The sequence below is a fragment of the Reyranella sp. genome, from assembly GCF_965227665.1.
In the GTDB taxonomy this organism is placed as follows: Bacteria; Pseudomonadota; Alphaproteobacteria; order Reyranellales; family Reyranellaceae; genus Reyranella.
The window spans coordinates 2,104,468-2,123,158 of record NZ_OZ245767.1 but is presented as its reverse complement, the minus strand read 5'-3'; the positions used below and the strand labels follow the sequence as shown (position 1 = coordinate 2,123,158).

Annotated in this window: 19 protein-coding genes; 13 read left to right on the top strand and 6 right to left on the bottom strand. The window is 66.5% G+C overall.

Annotated features, from left to right (window positions below; all coding sequences use genetic code 11):
- Nucleotides 1–67: 67 nt before the first annotated feature.
- The 4 genes from ACO07I_RS10290 (at nt 68) to ACO07I_RS10275 (ending at nt 4,135) form a co-directional block, all read left to right on the top strand.
- Complete coding sequence (locus tag ACO07I_RS10290) at nt 68–1,081, top strand: ABC transporter substrate-binding protein (protein ID WP_422016933.1); 1,014 nt, start codon at nt 68–70, stop codon at nt 1,079–1,081.
- A 147-nt stretch (nt 1,082–1,228) separates the two neighbouring features.
- The gene (locus tag ACO07I_RS10285) at nt 1,229–2,014 is read left to right on the top strand and encodes an ABC transporter ATP-binding protein (protein ID WP_422016931.1); all 786 of its coding nucleotides are present in this window, start codon (nt 1,229–1,231) and stop codon (nt 2,012–2,014) included.
- On the top strand, nt 2,011–2,787 hold the full coding sequence (locus ACO07I_RS10280) for an ABC transporter permease (RefSeq protein ID WP_422016929.1): 777 nt from the start codon (nt 2,011–2,013) through the stop codon (nt 2,785–2,787). The genes ACO07I_RS10285 and ACO07I_RS10280 overlap by 4 nt, the downstream gene beginning before the upstream one ends.
- Before the next feature lie 97 nt (nt 2,788–2,884).
- A complete protein-coding gene (locus ACO07I_RS10275) occupies nt 2,885–4,135 on the top strand; it encodes an Hsp70 family protein (RefSeq protein ID WP_422016927.1) in 1,251 nt (416 codons plus the stop codon).
- A gap of 7 nt (nt 4,136–4,142) precedes the next feature.
- On the opposite strand, the gene ACO07I_RS10270 is transcribed toward ACO07I_RS10275, so the two are convergent.
- From ACO07I_RS10270 to ACO07I_RS10260, 3 genes are all read right to left on the bottom strand, one after another.
- Nucleotides 4,143–5,675 (bottom strand): ABC-F family ATP-binding cassette domain-containing protein, encoded by a 1,533-nt coding sequence (locus ACO07I_RS10270; RefSeq protein ID WP_422016925.1) that lies wholly within the window; start codon nt 5,673–5,675, stop codon nt 4,143–4,145.
- Between the two features lie 68 nt (nt 5,676–5,743).
- Nucleotides 5,744–6,922, bottom strand: coding sequence for an amidohydrolase family protein (locus ACO07I_RS10265; protein WP_422016923.1), 1,179 nt, complete (start codon nt 6,920–6,922; stop codon nt 5,744–5,746).
- Nucleotides 6,923–6,935: 13 nt separating this feature from the next.
- Nucleotides 6,936–7,718: an HpcH/HpaI aldolase family protein gene (locus ACO07I_RS10260; protein ID WP_298317044.1), complete on the bottom strand. Its 783-nt coding sequence runs from the start codon at nt 7,716–7,718 to the stop codon at nt 6,936–6,938.
- A gap of 57 nt (nt 7,719–7,775) precedes the next feature.
- On the opposite strand from ACO07I_RS10260, the gene ACO07I_RS10255 reads away from it, so the two are divergent.
- The 5 genes from ACO07I_RS10255 to ACO07I_RS10235 are packed head-to-tail and all read left to right on the top strand — an operon-like array spanning nt 7,776 to nt 11,017.
- The gene (locus ACO07I_RS10255) at nt 7,776–8,654 is read left to right on the top strand and encodes an aldose 1-epimerase (protein ID WP_422016920.1); all 879 of its coding nucleotides are present in this window, start codon (nt 7,776–7,778) and stop codon (nt 8,652–8,654) included.
- Nucleotides 8,655–8,663: 9 nt separating this feature from the next.
- Nucleotides 8,664–9,431, top strand: a complete 768-nt coding sequence (locus ACO07I_RS10250) for an SDR family NAD(P)-dependent oxidoreductase (RefSeq protein ID WP_422016918.1) — start codon at nt 8,664–8,666, stop codon at nt 9,429–9,431.
- Nucleotides 9,428–10,111 (top strand): hypothetical protein, encoded by a 684-nt coding sequence (locus ACO07I_RS10245; protein WP_422016916.1) that lies wholly within the window; start codon nt 9,428–9,430, stop codon nt 10,109–10,111. Before ACO07I_RS10250 ends, ACO07I_RS10245 begins: the two co-directional genes overlap by 4 nt.
- Before the next feature lie 10 nt (nt 10,112–10,121).
- A complete protein-coding gene (locus ACO07I_RS10240; RefSeq protein WP_422016914.1) occupies nt 10,122–10,490 on the top strand; it encodes a hypothetical protein in 369 nt (122 codons plus the stop codon).
- Nucleotides 10,451–11,017, top strand: coding sequence for a DUF3592 domain-containing protein (locus tag ACO07I_RS10235; protein ID WP_422018217.1), 567 nt, complete (start codon nt 10,451–10,453; stop codon nt 11,015–11,017). Before ACO07I_RS10240 ends, ACO07I_RS10235 begins: the two co-directional genes overlap by 40 nt.
- Here ACO07I_RS10235 and ACO07I_RS10230 read toward each other — a convergent pair.
- Genes ACO07I_RS10230 through ACO07I_RS10220 form a run of 3 tightly spaced genes read right to left on the bottom strand, consistent with a single transcriptional unit; the run spans nt 10,986 to nt 13,891 of the window.
- On the bottom strand, nt 10,986–11,678 hold the full coding sequence (locus tag ACO07I_RS10230; RefSeq protein WP_422016912.1) for an alpha/beta fold hydrolase: 693 nt from the start codon (nt 11,676–11,678) through the stop codon (nt 10,986–10,988). The two genes, ACO07I_RS10235 and ACO07I_RS10230, sit on opposite strands and share 32 nt — an antisense overlap.
- A 26-nt stretch (nt 11,679–11,704) precedes the next feature.
- The gene (locus ACO07I_RS10225) at nt 11,705–12,949 is read right to left on the bottom strand and encodes an MgtC/SapB family protein (RefSeq protein ID WP_422016910.1); all 1,245 of its coding nucleotides are present in this window, start codon (nt 12,947–12,949) and stop codon (nt 11,705–11,707) included.
- Between the two features lie 45 nt (nt 12,950–12,994).
- Nucleotides 12,995–13,891, bottom strand: a complete 897-nt coding sequence (locus tag ACO07I_RS10220; protein WP_422016908.1) for a LysR substrate-binding domain-containing protein — start codon at nt 13,889–13,891, stop codon at nt 12,995–12,997.
- Nucleotides 13,892–13,987: 96 nt separating this feature from the next.
- Between ACO07I_RS10220 and ACO07I_RS10215 the strand changes: the two genes are divergently transcribed.
- Genes ACO07I_RS10215 through ACO07I_RS10200 form a run of 4 tightly spaced genes read left to right on the top strand, consistent with a single transcriptional unit; the run spans nt 13,988 to nt 18,689 of the window.
- Nucleotides 13,988–15,523 (top strand): alkaline phosphatase family protein, encoded by a 1,536-nt coding sequence (locus ACO07I_RS10215; protein ID WP_422016906.1) that lies wholly within the window; start codon nt 13,988–13,990, stop codon nt 15,521–15,523.
- 17 nt (nt 15,524–15,540) lie between these two features.
- Nucleotides 15,541–16,848, top strand: coding sequence for a sn-glycerol-3-phosphate ABC transporter substrate-binding protein UgpB (gene ugpB, locus ACO07I_RS10210; protein WP_422016904.1), 1,308 nt, complete (start codon nt 15,541–15,543; stop codon nt 16,846–16,848).
- Nucleotides 16,849–16,875: 27 nt separating this feature from the next.
- The gene (gene ugpA, locus ACO07I_RS10205) at nt 16,876–17,769 is read left to right on the top strand and encodes a sn-glycerol-3-phosphate ABC transporter permease UgpA (RefSeq protein ID WP_422016902.1); all 894 of its coding nucleotides are present in this window, start codon (nt 16,876–16,878) and stop codon (nt 17,767–17,769) included.
- A complete protein-coding gene (locus tag ACO07I_RS10200) occupies nt 17,766–18,689 on the top strand; it encodes an ABC transporter permease subunit (RefSeq protein ID WP_422016900.1) in 924 nt (307 codons plus the stop codon). Before ugpA ends, ACO07I_RS10200 begins: the two co-directional genes overlap by 4 nt.
- Nucleotides 18,690–18,691 lie beyond the last annotated feature (2 nt).

The window sequence follows — 18,691 nt, the reverse complement described above, 5'->3', positions numbered from 1 at the left end:
TCCCCTTGGCGGGCGTGAAATGTCCGCCTAAGAGTCGCCGAGCAGGGAACTCAGGGGGATCAAGAACATGAGCAAATTCGCCAAGATGCTGGGCAGTGCGGCCGCGGTCGCGCTGGCGCTCGGGAGCCTCCCGGCCAATGCCCAAACCGCGATCAAGTTCACCCTGGACTGGGTCTTCCAGGGCCCGACCTCGCCGTTCCTGGTGGCGCTGGAGAAGGGCTATTACAAGGCCGAGGGCCTCGACGTCACGATGGACCCCGGCCAGGGCTCGGCCGGCGCGGTGCAGCGCGTGGCCACGGGTGCCTACCAGATCGGCTTCGCCGACGTGAATTCGACCATCGAGTACAACGCCAAGAACCCGGGCAAGGAAGTGCTCTGCGTGTTCATGGTCTACGACTTCGCGCCGTTCGGCGTCTATGCCCTGAAGAAGAGCGGCATCAAGACGCCGAAGGACCTCGAGGGCAAGAAGCTCGGCGCCCCGGTGTTCGACGCCAGCTTCCGCCTGTTCCCGGCCTTCGCCAAGAAGAACGGCATCACCAAGTGGGAGCACGTCAACCTGACGCCCCAGCTGCGCGAGCAGAGCCTGGTCCAGGGCACTGTCGACTTCATCTCCGGCCACTATTTCTCGTCGATGCTCGACCTCAAGGCGCGGGGCGTGGCCTTCGAGGACATCGTGGCCATGCGCTTCGTCGACTTCGGCATGGACGTCTACGGCAACGGCATCGTCATCTCGGCCGACATGATCAAGAACGAAAAGGCCGTGAAGGGCTTCCTCGCGGCCACGGTGAAAGGCTGGAAGGACGTGATCGCCAACCCGCAACTCGGCATTGCCGCCGCCAAGAAGCGCGATCCGCTGATCGACGAGAAGCTTGAAATGGAGCGTCTGCAGATCTCGCTGGAGACCAACATCCTGACGCCCTACGTGAAGGCCAACGGGATGGGCGACGTCGACCCGGCCCGCTTCGCCCGCGCCGTGAAGGACGTGTCCGAGGCCTTCGGTCTGCCGAACGCGCCGGCGCCCGACAAGGTGTTCAGCAACGCCTACCTGCCGCCCAAGGCCGACCGGATGGTCGCCAAGTAGAAGCAAACTCCTCCCTCGTCACACGGGGGAGGTGCCCGAAGGGCGGAGGGGGAAGGCAGCACCATGGGTTTCACACTCAAGACAATCATGTTGTTGCTCTCGACCTCCCTTTCCCTCCCCCGTAAGACGGGGGAGGGGAGGATTTAAATGGCCTTCGTCGATCTCAAGGGCGTCAGCCTCACCTACCGGCTGGGCAAGGACACCACCCTGGCCCTGGCCGATGCGACCTTCGGCATCGAGAAGGGCGAGTTCATTGCCGTGGTCGGTCCGTCGGGCTGCGGCAAGTCCACCATCATGAAACTGGTCACGGGCCTGCTGCCGCCGTCGGGCGGCGAGGTGCGGGTGAACGGCGCGAAGGTGACGGGACCGATCAAGGGCGTCGGCATGGCGTTCCAGAATCCGACCCTGATGCCGTGGCGCACGACCATGAACAACATCCTCCTGCCCATGGAGGTGGTCGAGCCGCACAAGCGCCGCTTCCGCAGCCACCGCGCGGAGTATGTCGAGCGGGCGATGAAGCTCCTGAAGACGGTCGGTCTCACGGATTTCGCCGACAAGTATCCCTGGCAGCTCTCGGGCGGCATGCAGCAGCGCTCGAACCTGTGCCGTGCGCTGATCCACGAGCCCGAGCTCCTGATGCTCGACGAGCCGTTCGGCGCGCTCGACGCCTTCACGCGCGAGGAGCTGTGGGGCGTCATGCAGGCGCTGTGGCTGGAGAAGCGTTTCACCGGCGTGCTGGTGACGCACGACCTGCGCGAGGCGGTCTATCTCGCCGACACGGTCTACGTGATGAGCCGCCGGCCCGGCCGCATCGTGCTGGCCAAGAAGATCGACCTCCCGCGGCCGCGGACCCTGGAGACGACCTTCGAGCCGCACTTCGTCGACATCGTCCACGAGCTGCGCGACCGCATTCACCAGGAGCACGCGCCATGAGCGACCTGCGGCGCGAGGCGCTGAGGCATGCCATGCCCTGGCTGGTCCTGGCGGGCCTGCTGATCATCTGGGAAGTCTGCTGCATCGTCTTCCAGGTGCCGGAGATCATCCTGCCCAAGCCGACCAAGATCTTCGCGGTCTTCGTCCAGCGTTTCGACGTCCTGATGGCCTATTGCTGGGACACGCTGTGGACCACGACGATCGGCTTCCTGCTGGCGATTGCGTTCGGCCTGCTGCTCGGCCTCGCGGTCGGCGCCTCGCCCTTCATCTATTCCGGCCTCTATCCGCTGCTGATCGCCTTCAACGCGATCCCCAAGGTGGCGATCGTGCCGATCCTGATGATCTGGGTCGGCGTCGGCTCGCTGCCGGCGGTCATTACCGCCTTCGTGATCAGTTTCTTCCCGATCGTGGTGAATGTCGCGACCGGGCTTGCCACCATCGAACCGGAGATGCGCGACGTGCTGCGCAGCCTCGGTGCCACGCGGCTCGAAATCCTGACCAAGGTCGGCATCCCGCGCGCCATGCCCTACCTGTTCGCCAGCCTCAAGGTGGCGATCACGCTCGCCTTCATCGGCTCGGTGATTTCCGAGACGGTGGGCGGCAACAACGGCATCGGCTTCCTGATGCTCTCGGCCAGCGCCCGCAATGACGCGCCCACGACCTTCGCCGGCCTGTTCGCCATCGCCATCATGGGCGTCGCCATGTACGCGGTCTGCGCCATGGTCGAGAAGCGCATGACCCGCTGGGCCTTCCGCGGCGAGATCGTCGCCTAGCAGTCCATCGCGCAGGGGCTAGGCGAAAAGAAACGGTCTGGCACCGCGTGGCGCATCGTAATAGATGACATCCCCTTCGCGCCTCCTGGGGATCAACATGCTCGCGTGCGGACTGGATTTCGGAACGTCGAACTCGGCGATCGGCGTGATGCGCAACGGCGTGGCCGAGCTGGCGCCCATCGAGGCGGACAGCACGCTGATGCCCAGCGCGGTGTTCTTCGATTACGAAACCAAGGGCCGGGTCGTGCTCGGCAATGCCGCCATCGCGGCCTATGTCGAGCAGACCGAGGGCCGGCTGATGCGGGCGCTGAAGTCGATCCTGGGCTCGCCCCTGATCGACGAGGAGACGAGCCTTGGCGGCCGCAAGGTGCCGCTCACCCATGTCGTCGAGATCTTCGTCCGGAACCTGAAATCCAAGGCGGAAGAATTCGCCGGCCAGGAGATCGCCTCCGTGGTGCTGGGTCGTCCGGTGCGTTTTGTCGACGACGACGACCAGGCCGATGCGCGCGCGCAAGCCGTGCTGGAACGTGTGGCGCGGCAGGCCGGCTTCCGCGAGATCGCCTTCGCCTACGAACCCATCGCCGCCGCGCATCACTACGAGCAGACCGTAGCGCGCGAGGAGCTGGTGCTGATCGCCGACATCGGCGGCGGCACGAGCGACTTCTCGATCGTGCGCGTCGGCCCCGAGCGACGCGGGCGGGCGGATCGCAGCCGCGACGTGATGGCCAGCACCGGCGTGCGGATCGGTGGCACGGATCTAGATACGGCGCTCAGCCTCGCTTCGGTGATGCCGCTGCTGGGTCTCGGCACGCAGCTCGTGAAGAAGAACCTGCCGATGCCGAACGCGCTCTTTCACCAGCTCGCCACCTGGTCGACGATCAATTTCGCCTACACCTACAGGAACGAACGCGAGGTCGCCGAGCTGGTCTCGCTGGCCTGCGAACCGGAGAAGGTGTCGCGGCTCCTCAAGCTGCTTCAGCAGGGGCTGGGGCATCGCCTGGCCTTCACCGTCGAAGAGGCCAAGATTGCGCTCAGCACAGAGGATCGCGTCGCCATTCCCCTCGCATTCCTCGAAGCGGGTCTGTCGGCTGTCGCGACGCGCCGCGCGTTCGACCGGGCCATCGGCGGGGCGACGGACCGGCTGCACGAGGCGGCCGGCGCCTGCATCGCCGCCGCCGGCCTGAAGCCCGATGCGATCGAGACGATCTTCCTCACCGGTGGATCGAGCCGCGTGCCGGCCGTGCGTACAGCCGTCGCGCGAGCCGCGCCCAACGCCCGCCTCGCCGGCGGCTCCGACCTCCTCTCCGTCGCTCTCGGCCTCGCGCAGATGGCGGGCGGCGCGGCCTGACCGACGATCAAGCCTGCGAATCGAAGAAGGCGTCGGCGTCGTCGGTTTCGACCAGGCGGCCCTTGCGGATTTCGAGGAAGCGGGTCGCCACGGTGCGCGTGAAGAAGCGGTCGTGGCTTACGAAAATGCAGGAGACGTCGCTCTTCTCGAGCTGCGCCTCCAAATCCTCCTGGCCCTCGATGTCGAGGTGGTTGGTCGGCTCGTCGAGCACGTAGAAGTTGGGCCGCAGCAGTTTCATCTTCAGGAACACCAGCCGCGCACGCTCGCCGTGGCTCAGCACGCCGATCGGCTCCTTCAGGCGCACGAAGGCGAAGCCTGCGCCCGCAAGGTGGCGGATCGCCTCCTTCTCGGTCACGCCCTCGGCTTCGACCACGTAGTCGAGGATTTTCGTCGCGACCGGCAGCGCGCTCATCGCCTGGTCGAAATAGACCAGGCGACAGGCCGGATTGAAGCGTACCGCGGCCTGTCCATCATAGTGCTCTCGACCGGGTTCGTAAGCGGCGGACAGCGCGGCGAGCAAGGTCGACTTGCCGGTGCCGTTGGTGCCGAGCAGGGCGACGCGCTCGCCCGCGGCGATGGCCAGCCGGTCGATGGCGATCAGCTTTCGCCCCGATCCCGGCACCGTGATGTCGAGGTTCGACAGGCGCAGCGCCACCTTGGCGTCGATGTCGCCCTCGGCCAGTTCCAGCCGGCGTTCGCGCGCGACATAGGTTTGGGTACGCTCCTTCTCGATGCGCGCGATGCGGCTCTCGACGGCGTTCTTGCGCTTGTTGAGGTCGGGGTTCTTGACCGCCCAGACCTTGTAGCGTGCCGCGGCCTGTTCCAGCCGCTTGATCTCGCGATCCTCCTGCCGCGCCCGCGCCGCCGCCGTGGCGTCGCGGCGCAACAGCTCCTCGCGCGCCACCGAGAAGCGCGTCTTGAAGGCATGGACGCCATCGGCGCGCAGGAACAGCGTGCGCTCGGTCACCCGGTCGAGGAACTCGCGGTCGTGACTGACGATCAGCATCGGCACCGAGAACTCGTCCGTCAGCCAGCGCTCGAGGGTGTTGATGTTGGCAAGGTCGAGATGGTTGGTCGGCTCGTCGAGGATGAGGATGTCGGGCTCCTCGAGCCGCGCCGCCGCCGCGATCAGCATAAGCCGCTGCCAGCCGCCCGACAGCGTGCCGAACGCTTTGTCGAGAATTTCTGGATCGACGCCGATCTCGTCGACCAGCACGTCGGTGCGCCAGTCCTCGCCGTCCTGGCCGACTTTGGCCAGCGACTGGCCAAGCACCTCACGAACAGACTGCGCGGCGAGGCCGTCGGGTACGTCCTGCGGCACCTGACCGATGCGCAGGCCGCGCGAGCGGGTCACCTGGCCGGCATTGAGTTCGAGCGCGCCCGTCAGGCACTTGAGCAGGGTCGACTTGCCGGCGCCGTTCTCGCCGACCAGCGCCGTGCGCGCATCGTCCAGCAGGAACGACACGTTCTCGAAGACGCGGCCCGAGCCGTAGAAGAAGGAAGCCTGCTCCATGCCGAGCACGGCCTGACGCGACGCCATTGTCTGTCCTGCGCGAAAACGACCGGGCGTTTACCACCACGGGGCGCCAGGAACCAGCGGTCGCCTTGCTAGACCAGCACGCCGTCCCGGGCGACGATGTGGCCGGACTTGACCACCAGGCTGCGGCGCTTGCGGCTGGCGACGGCTTCGGCGACCGTGGTCGCCTCGACCGTCACGAAGTCAGCCGGACCGCCGACCTTCAGCCCGTACTCGGCAAGGCCCAGCACGCGTGCCCCGGCCGCGGTCACCATGTCGAAGGCGAGTGCCAGTTCCTCGTCGTGGCGAAAGTTGGCGCGGTAGCCGATCAGCATGGCGCGCTCCAGCATGTCGCCGTTGCCGAACGGCGACCAGGCATCGCGGATATTGTCGGAGCCGCCGAACACCTCGACGCCGTGCTCGCGCAGCAACTTGAGCGGTGGGATGGTCGCGCCGCCCGGCCCATGGCTCATGATGGCGACGCCCGAGCGGGCGAGCGCATCTGCGGCGCGGGTGACGCTGTCGGTGGAGACCGAGCCCAGCGCAAACGCATGACTGACCGCGACCTTGCCCTGCAGGCTCGTCGCCTCGGTGCGTTGGGCGATTTCGAGAATCTGCGCCAGCCCGGCTTCGCCGCCGTCGTGCAGGTGGATGTCGACACCGGCCCCGCGACGCTGGGCGATGGCGAACACCGCATCGAGATGGGCATCGAGGTCGCCGTCGATCCCGACCGGATCGAGGCCGCCCACGAGATCCGCGCCCTGCGTGATCGCCTCGTCGAGCAGTTCCTGCGTGCCGCGAGAGCGCAGGATGCCACTCTGCGGGAAGGCCACGATCTCGATGGTGACGAGATCGCGGAAATGCTCGCGGATCTTCAGGATTTCGTGGAGGTTCCGGAGCCCGAGCTGGTTGTCGATGTCGACGTGCGTCCGCATGTGCAGCGTGCCGCTGGCCACGACCTGGCGCACCAGGTTCGAGCCGGTGTCGAATTCCGGCACGGTGCGCGCCGCGCGCACCCGGCGCTCGGCCTCGATGCGATCCGAAACCTTGTTGCCTGCAGATTGATTGGGCACCCACGGCAGCCCGAGCAGGGTCTTGTCGAGATGGATATGGCCGTCGACCAACGGCGGCAGGACGATCGTTCCTGTCAGATCGACGGTGTCGCCGTCGGCAGCCTTCGCCGAAGCCGGGAGGAGGGCGGCGATCCGCCCTCCCTCGACCTCGATATCGTACCGGCTGCCATCGGGCAGCGTGGCGTTGGTGAAGCGCACGCCTCTGCTCGCCTTACTTGGCGGCCGTCGGGCCGCCTTCCTTGCGCGTCAGGTCCACCGCCTCGCGCGCCGCCTTGGCCATAAGGGCCGCGTCGTTGGCAATGGTGACGAGCTGGAAGCCCTTGTGCACCATCTTCGCGGCGTAGCTGCCGGTGCCGTTGTGCAGGCCGGCGAACTGGCCTCGCTTCTTGGTGGCGGCCAGCAGCTTGTCGTAGATCGACAGGATCTGCGGCTCCTCGCGGTCGAGCATCGGCTTCAGGCCAAGCGACAGGCCAAGGTCGGACGGGCCGATATAGATGCCGCTGATGCCCGGCACGTCGAGGATGGCGTCGATATTGTCGATCGCTTCCTGCGTCTCGATCATCGGGATGACCAGTACTTCATCGTTGGCCATCGCCTGGTAGGGCGTCGCCTCGCCATAGGCGCCGGCGCGGATCGGGCCATTGGAGCGCTTGCCCTTGGGCGGATAGAGGCAATAGGAAACCAGTGCCTTGGCTTCGGCGGCCGTGTTGACCATCGGGCAGATCACGCCCCAGGCGCCGCCGTCCAGGACCTTTCCGACGATGCCGGGCTCGTTCCAGGGCACGCGCACCAGCGGCGTGATCGGATGCTTGTCCATCGCCTGGAAGCAGCGGACCATCGAGAGATAGTCCTGCACGCCGTGCTGCATGTCGACGGTGACGCTGTCCCAGCCGCATTGCGCCATGGTCTCGGCGGCGAAGCCATCGGGGATCGCCAGCCATCCATTGACGCAGGCCTTGCCGGCCTGCAGCCGCTTCTTCAGCATGTTCGACATCGATGCGTTTCCTCGTCATTTGAGAGCGGGGGAGTTTACACAGCGACGGAGGAATGCGTGACGCTTTTGTCGCTGCGGGAGGGTCGGCTGGCCGTGGATCTGGCGCCGGACGCCGGCGGCTCGATCGCACGCTTTGCGGTCGAAGGCCCCGGCCAGGATGAAGGCGACCTGCTGCGGCCCGCCACCGACGCCGCCCTGGCTTCCGGAACCGGTATGGACACGGCCTGCTATCCGTTGGTGCCGTATTCCAATCGCATCGCGAACGGCCGTTTCGGCTTCGACGGCGAACTGTTCCAGCTGGCGCGCAACTGGCCAGGCATTCGCCATCCCATGCATGGCGATGGATGGCGGCATGCCTGGCAGGTGCTCCACCACGAGCGCACCCGCGCGGAACTCGTCCATCTGCACGAGCGTGGGGCCGCGGGCGTGGACTGGCCGTTCCGCTATCGGGCTCGTCAGTCCTTCATGCTCGATGAGACGGGCCTGACCGTCGAGCTCTCGATCGAGAACCTCGAGGACTGCGACGTGCCGGCAGGCCTGGGCCTGCATCCGTTCTTCGTGCGCGATGCCGATACTGAACTTGCCTGCCGTCTCGCAGGCGTATGGCGCACCGACGCCGAGGTCCTGCCGCTGCAACGGGTGCCGGTGCCACCCGAATGGGAGTTCTCGCGCTCGCGCCGCGTCGACGGGATGGGTCTCGATCACTGCTTCGACGGCTGGGACGGCGAGGCCACCGTCACCTGGCCGGAGCGCGGCCTTCGCCTTGTCCTCACGGCGACGGAGGCATTTCGTCATCTGGTGATCTATGTTCCCGACGGCCAACGTCATTTCTGCGTCGAGCCGGTGAGCCACGCCAACGGCGCGATCGGGCAGACGCGGCTCGCTGCCGGCGCCACGCTCAGCGGCGAGATCTCTTTCCGGCTGGTCCAGATCTAGAGGAGTGTCATGCCGCCCTTCGCTTCCTATCCCAGCCTCTCGGGTCGCACCGTCTTCGTCTCGGGCGGCGGTTCCGGAATCGGCGCCTCGATCGTCGAGCATTTCGCCGCGCAGGGCGCGCGTGTCGGCTTCGTGGACATCGACGAAGCCTCGTCGACGGCACTGGTCGAGAGCATCCGCGCGGCGGGTCACGCCGCACCCCTGTTCGTGCCCTGCGACATCCGCGATGTGAGGGCCTATCAGAGCGCCATCGAAGGCGTGGCGGCCAAGCTCGGCCTCATCACGGTCCTGGTGAACAATGCCGCGCGCGACGATCGCCACACGCTCGACCAGGTGACGCCGGACTTCTGGGACGAGCGCATCGCGGTCAATCTGCGCCATGCGTATTTCGCCATCCAGACGGTGGCACCGGGGATGAAGAAGGCGGGCGGCGGCTCGGTCGTGAACTTCAGCTCGGTGAGCCACCACACGATGACGCCCAACCTCTCCGTCTACCAGGCGGCCAAGGCCGCGGTGATCGGCATGACACGCGGCCTCGCGCGCGATCTCGGCGGCGACGGGATTCGCCTCAATGCGGTGACCCCCGGCTGGATCATGACCCAGCGCCAGCTCGATCTCTGGGTGACGCCGGAAGCCAAGGCTGCCCAACTCAGCGCGCAGTGCCTCAAGGAGCTGCTCTATCCGCCGGATATCGCGCGCATGGTGCTGTGGCTGGCGTCTGACGACAGTCGCATGGTCACGGCGCAGGATTTCGTCGTGGACGGGGGCCGCGTGTGAACACCGCTACGATTGCCTCGCTGCCGAGACGTTTCTTCGTGTGGTGGGTCGGGCTGTTCCGCCATCTGCTTCCGCCGACCTGCTATTTCTTCGTTGCCTTCAACCTGATCGTCCTCATGACGAACCTGCTGGCGCGTGACTACTGGTTCAACCTCAGCAGCTTCCTGTTGGCCAGCACGATGGCGCTGATCGTGGGCAAGGTGGTGCTGGTCGTCGACAAGGTCCGCATCATCGACAAGTTCCGCGGTGCGCCGCTGATTCAGCCGATCCTGTACAAGACCGTCTTCTATTCCGTCGTCGTCCTGATCGTGCGCTTCCTGGAGGAGGTCCTGGACGTTGCCTTCAAGGCGCATAGCCTCGGCCAGATCGTCGAGATGGTGCTGGTCGACTTCACCTGGCATCGCTTCATTGCGGTGCAGGTCTGGATCTTCGTGTGTTTCCTGCTCTACGTGACCGCCAGCGAACTCAACGCGCTGGTGGGCGACGGCCAGCTCAGGCGTCTCTTTTTCCATCACCGGTCCTCGGAGTATCGTCTCACCCGCCGCCAGCATATCCGGGCGCTGACGGAGATCAGCCGGCTGGCGCGCGACACGCCACGTGAACGTTTGCTCGATCCCACCACGCCGCAGGGCAGTCGGTTGGCCGAGTTGATCGATCGTCTGCGCCGGCGCAACGCCTGACGCCACGGGCATGGCCATCGACGCGAGCTGGCGCCGCATCGCTCTCGTGATCCTCGGGATCGGCGGTCTGATCGCGGCGGGCGGCGTGCTGATGGGGCTGAGCAGTCTTCGACACGTACTCCTGGGCGAACGCGCCGACGGCGTGATCGCCGCGGTCGTGCGCGAGGGCGGACTGTACGCGCCGGTGGTGCGATTCCGGCTGCCCGATGGCGAGGGCCTGGAGGTGAGGGAGCTTGGTTCCGCGCGCCGGACTTCTCCGTGGGCGACGCCGTCACCGTTCTCTACCTTCCCGAAAGTCCGCACGATTTCCGCCTCGACACGTTCGAGCGGCTCTGGCTGGTGCCGGTCGTCGTCGCGGGCTTTGGAGGCTTCTGCCTGATATTCGGTGCCGTCGCCTGGGCGCTCTCCCACAATGCCGACCTTGCGCTGGTCGGCGAGCGCGCCTTCACGGTGGTTTCCCTGTCGGCCCTGTTCGTTGGCGTCTTCATCCTGTGGAGCGCGGTCGACCTCTACGCCGGAGGCGGCCGCGCCCGTGGTACTGTGACAGAGATTCGGGAGAGCCGGTCCAGGGTCGCCGAAGAGGTGCGTGGACCGGGCGGGGGTGCGGTCCGCCGCGACGCAGAGACGTTCACATTCGTGCCCATCGTGCGCTTTACCACGCCGGAGGGCCGCGAGGTCGAGTTCCACGGTCGGGGCGGCAGCGGAACCGCGCTTGCGGCAGGCGATGTCGTCAACGTCGTCTACGATCGCAGCCAGCCGGGGCGTGCCCGCATCATATCGTTCACCGATCTGTGGCTGCCGGCCGCGACCTTCTTCGTTGTGGCGCTGTTCTTCGGCCTGGCGGTTCGCCTCTCCCGCTGGAACCGCCGCCGCGCTACAGGCCGGAGCTCTCGATCCATTTCCTGAGCAGGGCCGAAAGCTCGTGCGGCTTCTCGAGCGGGGCCATATGGCCGCACTCCTCGATGATGCGGAAGCTGGACCGTGGGAGCGCCTGCGCCATGCGCTCGGTTTCGGCCAGCGTCCGCAGCCGGTCCTGGCGGCAGGCCACGACCAGGGACGGGCAGGTGATGCGTCCGAGGTCGGCATAACCGTCGCGCCGTACCAGGGCGGCCTGGCGCTTGCGCACTTCAGAGCCCAGCCGCCGCTGCATGCCGCGCAGACGGTCGAGCAGCACCGGATCGGTCTCGCGGTCGGGATGCAGGCCCATCGCAGTGGTGACCGTTCCTGCTTCGCGCGGCGGCCGGTCGCCGGGCCGAAAGCCCGAGATGCGCCGCGTCCGCTCCTCGTCGGAATAGCCGCGCGCCGAGGAGGCGACGAAGGCCACGCCGGATACACGCTCCGGCGCCACCAGCGTGAGGATGCGCGCGACGAACCCGCCCATCGAGAAGCCAACCAGCACGAAGCGTTCCGGCGCTTCAGTCAGCACCCTTCTCGCCATGCCTTCGAGCGAATCGTCCTCGTAGACGTTGCCGAAATGGAGAGCGCCCAACGATTCGAGGTCTGGGAGCATATCGCTCCACAGATCGGCGTCGCACATGAAGCCGGGGAGGAGGACGAGCGATCTCACGTGGCAGAGTCCTAAGGTCATTCGGTTCAAGCGAGGAGCAGCGCGGCCCATGCCGCCGCCAGCATCAGAAGCTGGCCCGGAACGACATAGAGCGCGAAGCGCCGACCGCCGGCAGTGAGGGCGAACAGCGTCTTGGTCACGGTATTGGTCGAGAAGGCGGCGAGGATCGGGATCACGGCCGCCGCCGGCGTCATCCGTCCGTCGGCGACCAGCGAGGCGACTGAAATGGCGGGTGCGTGCGTGTCGGCGAAGCCCGCAGCGCCCGCGGCGAAGATGACTCCGGCTTCGCCGAACCAGTCCTGCAGGGCCGCGGCGAGCAGCAGCACGCCGGCCAGAAGGCCGGCAAAGAGCAGCGCCGTGCGCAGGCTGAAGGCGCTGCCTTGCGTCTCTTCGACCTTGCCGCTGTCCGTCTGCAGCGCCCACAGGGTGAAGGCCCCGCCATAGGTGATCGCCGCTGCTCCCGCGAACAGCAGCGGCATCATGATGGCCCGGAAGGCGGCGAGGTCGGTGACCGCGATCAGGATGCCGAGCTGCACCACCGTGGCGACGGAGGACATCGTAGCGCCGGCGGCTGCGGGCTTCATCAGATGCGGATCGCGCGCCGATCGTGCGCCCATGGCGCCGATCGTGGCCGAACCCGAGATGAATCCCGAGGCCAAGCCCGCCAGCGGAAGGCCGAAGCGGGGCCCCACGACCCGGACGGCGATGTAGCCCAGCGCACCCACCCCCATCACCAGGATCACCACCAGCCAGATCGTGCGCAGGTTCAGTGCGCCGTAGGGACCGATCGGATGGTCGGGCAGCAGCGGCAGCACGACCAGGGTGGCGCCGGCGAAGATCAGCAGGTCGTGGATCTCCCCGTCTGTCAGCATCGAGCGGACGAAGCGGTGCAGCGCGACGCGGGCGTTGAGCAGCAGGGCGACGACCACGCCGACGCCTGCGGCCAAGGCGGGTTCGCGAATGGCGAGCCCGCCCAGCAGCGTCGTCGCCACCAGGGCCGTCTCGGTCGTGAGGCCGGGATCGTTGTCGCGCGCTCGCCAGTAGGAGAGGCCGGCGAAAGCCACCATGCCCAGCACGACGGCGGCCAGCAGGACATCGCCTCCGGCCGCGGCACCCGTCGCGCCGGCCAGCGAGGCGAGGGTAAAGGTCCGCAGGCCTGCGGCGCCGCGGCCCGGTCCTTCGCCCTTCTTGCGCTCGCGGTCGATGCCGATCAGCAGCCCGACGCCGAGGGCGACGACGAAGCCGAGAAAGAGGGAGTGGAGTTCCAACATGAGCGCGGCGAGTGTAGCATCAGATGGCGCGCGCTACGCATCGCCTCAGGGGAGGCCGCGCCGCGTTGCTGCGCGCTGATTGGACAGGCCGGCTGCCACGGCGAAGAAGGCCTTGATGCTGCGGCGCATGCTCTCGCTCTTCAGGCAGGCGACGTAGTCGCTGCTGGTGATCTTCGTGTCGCGGAAGTGAAGGGTGCGAAAGCGTGTCGAGGCGCTCGCTTCCAATTCCCAGATGATGCTGAAGCCGAGGCCCGCGCCGACCGCTTCGCAGACGGCCTCGCGGCTGCCCAGTTCCAGCACGGTGCGGGGCCGGACGCCGGCTTTCGCCATCGCGGCGTGGGTGATGCGCCGGGTGTTCGAGCCTTCCTCGCGCGAGATCATGGGCTGGTCGTGGAGCTCGGCCAGCCGTACGTTCTCGCGGCCTGCCCAAGGATGGTCGTTGGCCACGATCAGCACGGCGGTATGCCGCCACAACGGCATCGCATGGATCTGCGGGTGGCGTTCCACGCCGGGCAGGATGGCCAGATCGGTCCGCCGCTCCAGCAACTGCTCGCGCACGAAGCGCGTGTTGCCCATGGCGACAGAGAGTCCGATGTTGGGATGGCGCGCCAGGAATCGCGCGAACACGCCCATGGCGATATGCGGTCCGTCGGCGGTCAGGCTGAGCTGGCCGCTTTCGAGCTCGGACGACTCGGTCAGGACCTCGCGCATCTGTTCTTCCAGGCTCGAATATCGGCGCGACATCCGGAACAGGCGTTCTCCCATTTCCGTAAGGCGCACCGACCGGCGAGACCGTTCGAGCAGTTTCACGCCGTAGCGCTCCTCGAGCGCCTTCACCTGGATGGTGACGGCGGGCTGGGTCAGTCCCAGCGCCTCGGCTGCTCGCGAAAAGCTGCCTTGATGGGCGACGGCATCGAAGGCGCGGATCTGTGTGTGCAGCATGATCCAGTATTAATATTTTTTAAGTTACAGAAGTAATATTAAATTGTCCTATCAGTCCGCGCCCCCGATGATCGCCGAAGGGGAAGGGGGCAATTGATGGTCGCGCGGAGGAACATCCTCTTCATCGTCATCGATCAGTGGCGGGCCGATGCACTTGGCTGTGCGGGCAATCCCGTCCTGAAGACGCCCAATCTCGATCGGCTGGCCGCCGACGGCGTGCTCTGCCGCCGCCATTTCGTGCAGGCCTCTCCCTGCGGTCCGTCGCGCGCGGCGTTGCTGACGGGCACCTACCAGCACAATAACGGCGTCATGCGGAACGGCACGCCGCTGGCGCGCCGTTTCACCAACATCGCCCTGGAATGCCGCAAGGCCGGCTACGATCCGGCGCTGTTCGGCTACACCGACACGACGGCCGATCCGACCGGATTGCCGCCCGACGACCCGGCGCTGCGGACCTACGAGTCGGTCATGGCGGGCTTCGCGCCGGAGCTGCATCTGCCGGAACTGCCCTATCCGTGGATGGCCGATCTCAAGGCCAAGGGCTATCCGTTCGCCGACGATGTCACCGAGATCTACCGGCCGGCGAGCCCGCCCGGCGACCGTGGTCCGACCTTTCCGCCGGCCCGCTTCAAGGCGCAGGACAGCATCACCGCGTTCCTGACGGATCGCCTGCTCGACTACATATCGGTGCGTCGCAACGGCTCCTGGTTTGCGCACGCGGCCTACATCCGACCGCATCCGCCCTTCATCGCCCCGGAGCCTTACAACACGCTCTACGATCCGGCCGACATGCCGCCGCCCCGTCGCGCCGCGACGGCGGACGCGGAGGCTGCGCAGCATCCGCTCCTGGCGAGCTACCTGCGCTCGCAGAGACAGGCTAACTACTTCGTGACCGGGCAGGGGCTGGTCGCCGATCTCAGCGCCGGCGACTTCGCACAGCTGCGCGCGACCTACTATGGCATGGTGCAGGAGGTCGACGACCAGGTCGGCCGCCTGATCGACAAGCTGAAGGAGTGGGATCTCTACGACGACACGCTGATCGTCGTGACGGCCGACCATGGCGAGCTGCTGGGCGACCACTGGATGCTCGGCAAGCAGGGCTATTTCGACGAGGCCTACAACGTGCCGCTGATCGTGCGCGATCCGCGGGCCGCGGCGGACGCAAGCCGGGGCACGGCGATCGAGCGCTTCACGGAGGCGGTCGATGTGATGCCGACGGTGCTCGACTGGCTCGGCCTCGACATTCCGCGCCAGTGCGACGGTCGCTCGCTGCTGCCCTTGCTGCACGGAGAGATGGCCGAGGACTGGCGCCGCGAAGTGCATTGGGAGTTCGATTTCCGTGGGCTCGACGTCGCCGATTCCGAGACGGTGCTGGGCGTACCGATGGACGCCTGTTCGCTCGCCGTGATCCGAGACGAGCGCTTCAAGTACGTCCATTTCGCTGCGCTGCCGCCGCTGTTCTTCGACCTTGCCGGCGATCCGCACTGCTTCAACGACCTGTCGCGCGATCCCGCCGCGGCGCCGGACATGCTGGCCTATGCGCAGAAGATGTTGTCGTGGCGGATCGTTTCGAACGCGCGCGACCTCACCGGCATGCACGTTTCGGCCAAAGGCCTCCACGTCCGTCCCTGATGAAGAAGGAAACCGTCATGAGAAGAAGACTGCTCGGCGCCTTCGCAGGCATGATTGCCGCCTTCACCGCCTCGGTTGCCGCGGCCGCTCCGATCGAGATCCAGTTCTGGCACCCGACGCTCGGTCCCATCGACGACGCGTTGAAGCAGCAGATCGACAGCTTCAACAACGCCCAGACCGCCTACAAGGTCGTGGCTTCGGGGCGCGGCACCTACGACGAGACGTTCAATGCGGCGATCGCCGGCTTCCGCGCGAACAAGAGCCCGCATCTGCTGGTCGTGATCGGCCAGGGTACGCAGAGCATGCTGCTGTCGGGCGCGGTCTATCCGGTGCAGGACCTGCTGGCGGCCGAGGGCTACAAGATCGACTGGGACAACTACATCCAGCCGGTGCTGAACTATTATCGCACCAAGGACATGAAGCTCCTGTCGCTGCCGTTCAGCGTCTCGACCCCGATCCTCTGGTACAACAAGGAGGGCTTCGCCAAGGCGGGCCTCACGCGTCCGCCCGCGACCTGGGACGAGATGGGTGAGTACCTGACGAAGCTTCGCGCCGCGGGCTTCGAGTGCGGCTACACCTCGGGCTGGCAGCAGTGGGTTCACGTCGACAATTACTCGACGATCCACGATCTCCCGATCGCAACCCTTCATAACGGGCTCGACGGGCTCGCTGCCACCTTCACCTACAACAAGACGGATGTGGTGAAGAACATCGCGCGCCTGCAGTCGTGGGTCGCTGACGGGCGTTACACCTATTCCGGCCGCCAGGGCAGCAGCGCGACGCCGGCTTTCGCGTCGGGCCGCTGTGCGATGATGACCCATTCCTCGGCGGTCTTCTCCTCGCTGCAGGCCAGCGCCAAGTTCGCCTTCGAGGCGGCGCCCCTGCCCTACCAGGCCGGTACGACGCCGCACAACAGCCTGATCGGCGGCGGCGCGCTCTGGGTGCTGAAGGGCCACAAGCCCGAGGAGTACAAGGGCGTGGCCGCCTTCCTCGCGCATCTCGCCAGCCCGGACCAGCAGGCCAAGTGGCACAAGGACACCGGTTACATGCCGATCACCAAGGCCGCCTACGAGAAGGTCAAGGCCGAGGGCTATTACGACAAGTACCCGCAGCAGGAAGTGGCCATCACCCAGGTGCAGCGCGGCACGCCGACGCTCAACACGATGACGGTGCGGCTGGGCAACGCCAACCAGTATGTCGCCGCCCTCGAGGAGGAGATGGAGGCCGTCTGGGCGAACAAGAAGACGGCGCAGCAGGCGATGGACGATGCGGTGCGCCGCGGCAACGAGATCCTGCGCCGCTTCGAGCGGCAGCGCGGCAACTGAGCGGCAGCGGCGCGGCGGGCTGATGTCATGATCAAGCGGGTGAACTTCCAGCGGCACAAGCCGCTGGCCTTCCTGCTGCTCGCGCCGCAGATGCTCGTCCTCGCCATCTTCGTCTTCTGGCCGGCGGCGCAGGCGCTCTACCAGGCCTTCACCATCACCGATCCGTTCGGCCAGCATTCGACGTTCGTGTGGTTCGACAATTTCCGCGACGTGCTGACCAGTCCGGAGTACTTCAACTCGATCTACCGCACCGCCATCTTCAGCACGGGCACGACCGCCTCGGCCGTGCTGGCGGGCCTCGCCTTTGCGGTGCTGGTCGATCGGGTTGCGAGGGGCAAGTCGGTCTATCGGCTGATGATCATCTGGCCCTATGCCGTGGCGCCGGTGCTGGCGGGCGTGCTCTGGCTGTTCCTCTTCCATCCGATCTACGGCGCCATCGCGCTGATGCTGAAGCAGGGCTTCGGCATCCCGTGGAACCCACTGCTCGATGGCAGCGACGCCATGCTGCTGGTCATCGTGGCGGCCGCCTGGAAGCAGGTGAGCTACAATTTCGTGTTCTTCCTCGCCGCCCTGCAGGCGATCCCGCGCTCGCTGATCGAGGCGGCGGCGATCGACGGGGCGGGACCGATCCGGCGTTTCGTCAGCATCGTCTTCCCGCTGATCTCGCCCACCACCTTCTTCCTGCTGGTGATCAACGTCGTCTATGCCTTCTTCGACACGTTCGGCATCATCCATGCCCTGACCCAGGGCGGGCCCGGCGGTGCGACCGACATCCTCGTCTACAAGGTCTATGCCGACGGCTTCCTCGGCCTCGATCTCGGCCTGTCCTCGGCCCAGTCAGTCATCCTGATGATCCTGGTGATCGGACTGACGGCCATCCAATTCCGCTATCTCGAGCGCCGCGTGAAGTACGCCCAATGATCGAGCGGACCCCCAAGCTCGACCTTTTCTGCCACCTGCTGCTGATCGCGGGCGTGGTCGCCGTCTGCCTGCCGCTCTATTACGCTTTGATCGCCGCCACTCACACGCTGTCCGACGTGCTTCAGGTCCCCATGCCGTTGACGCCGGGCAACGAGCTGCTCGCCAACCTGAAGGTGGCAATCGAGCGCGGCGATCTCGGTCGCCAGCTCGTCAATTCGCTGATCGTCTCGGTCGGTGTCACGGTCGGCAAGATCTCGGTGTCGATCCTTTCGGCGTTCGCCATCACCTATTTCCGCTTTCCCTTCCGGATGACGGCGTTCTGGCTGATCTTCGCCACGCTGATGCTGCCGATCGAGGTCCGCATCGTGCCGACATACGCCGTGGCCGCGCATCCGCTGCAGGGGCTGGGCTGGCTGCTCGACGAGACGGGCCTGCGCGGGCCGCTGGAGAGCCTGACCGGCTGGAACGTCGAGGCGGTCGTCAAATGGAGCCTGCTCGACTCCTATGCCGGCCTGATCCTGCCGCTGATGGCTTCGGCGACCGCGACCTTCCTGTTCCGCCAGCTCTTCCTCACCATCCCCGAGGAGCTGCTGGAGGCCGCCAAGATCGACGGCGCGTCGCCCATCCGCTTCCTGATCGACGTGCTGTGGCCGATGTCGCGCACCAACGTGGTAGCGCTCACCGTCATCCTCTTCGTGTTCGGCTGGAACCAGTATCTGTGGCCTCTGCTGATCACCACCGAGGCCAGCATGACCACTGCGGTGATCGGCCTGTCCAAGCAGATCTCCGCCGCGCCCGAGGCCGTGCCGAAATGGAACACCCTGATGGCGTCGGCGCTGCTGATCACGCTGCCGCCGGTAATGGTGGTGATCGTGCTGCAGCGCTGGTTCGTCAAAGGCCTCGTCGACTCGGAAAAATAGCG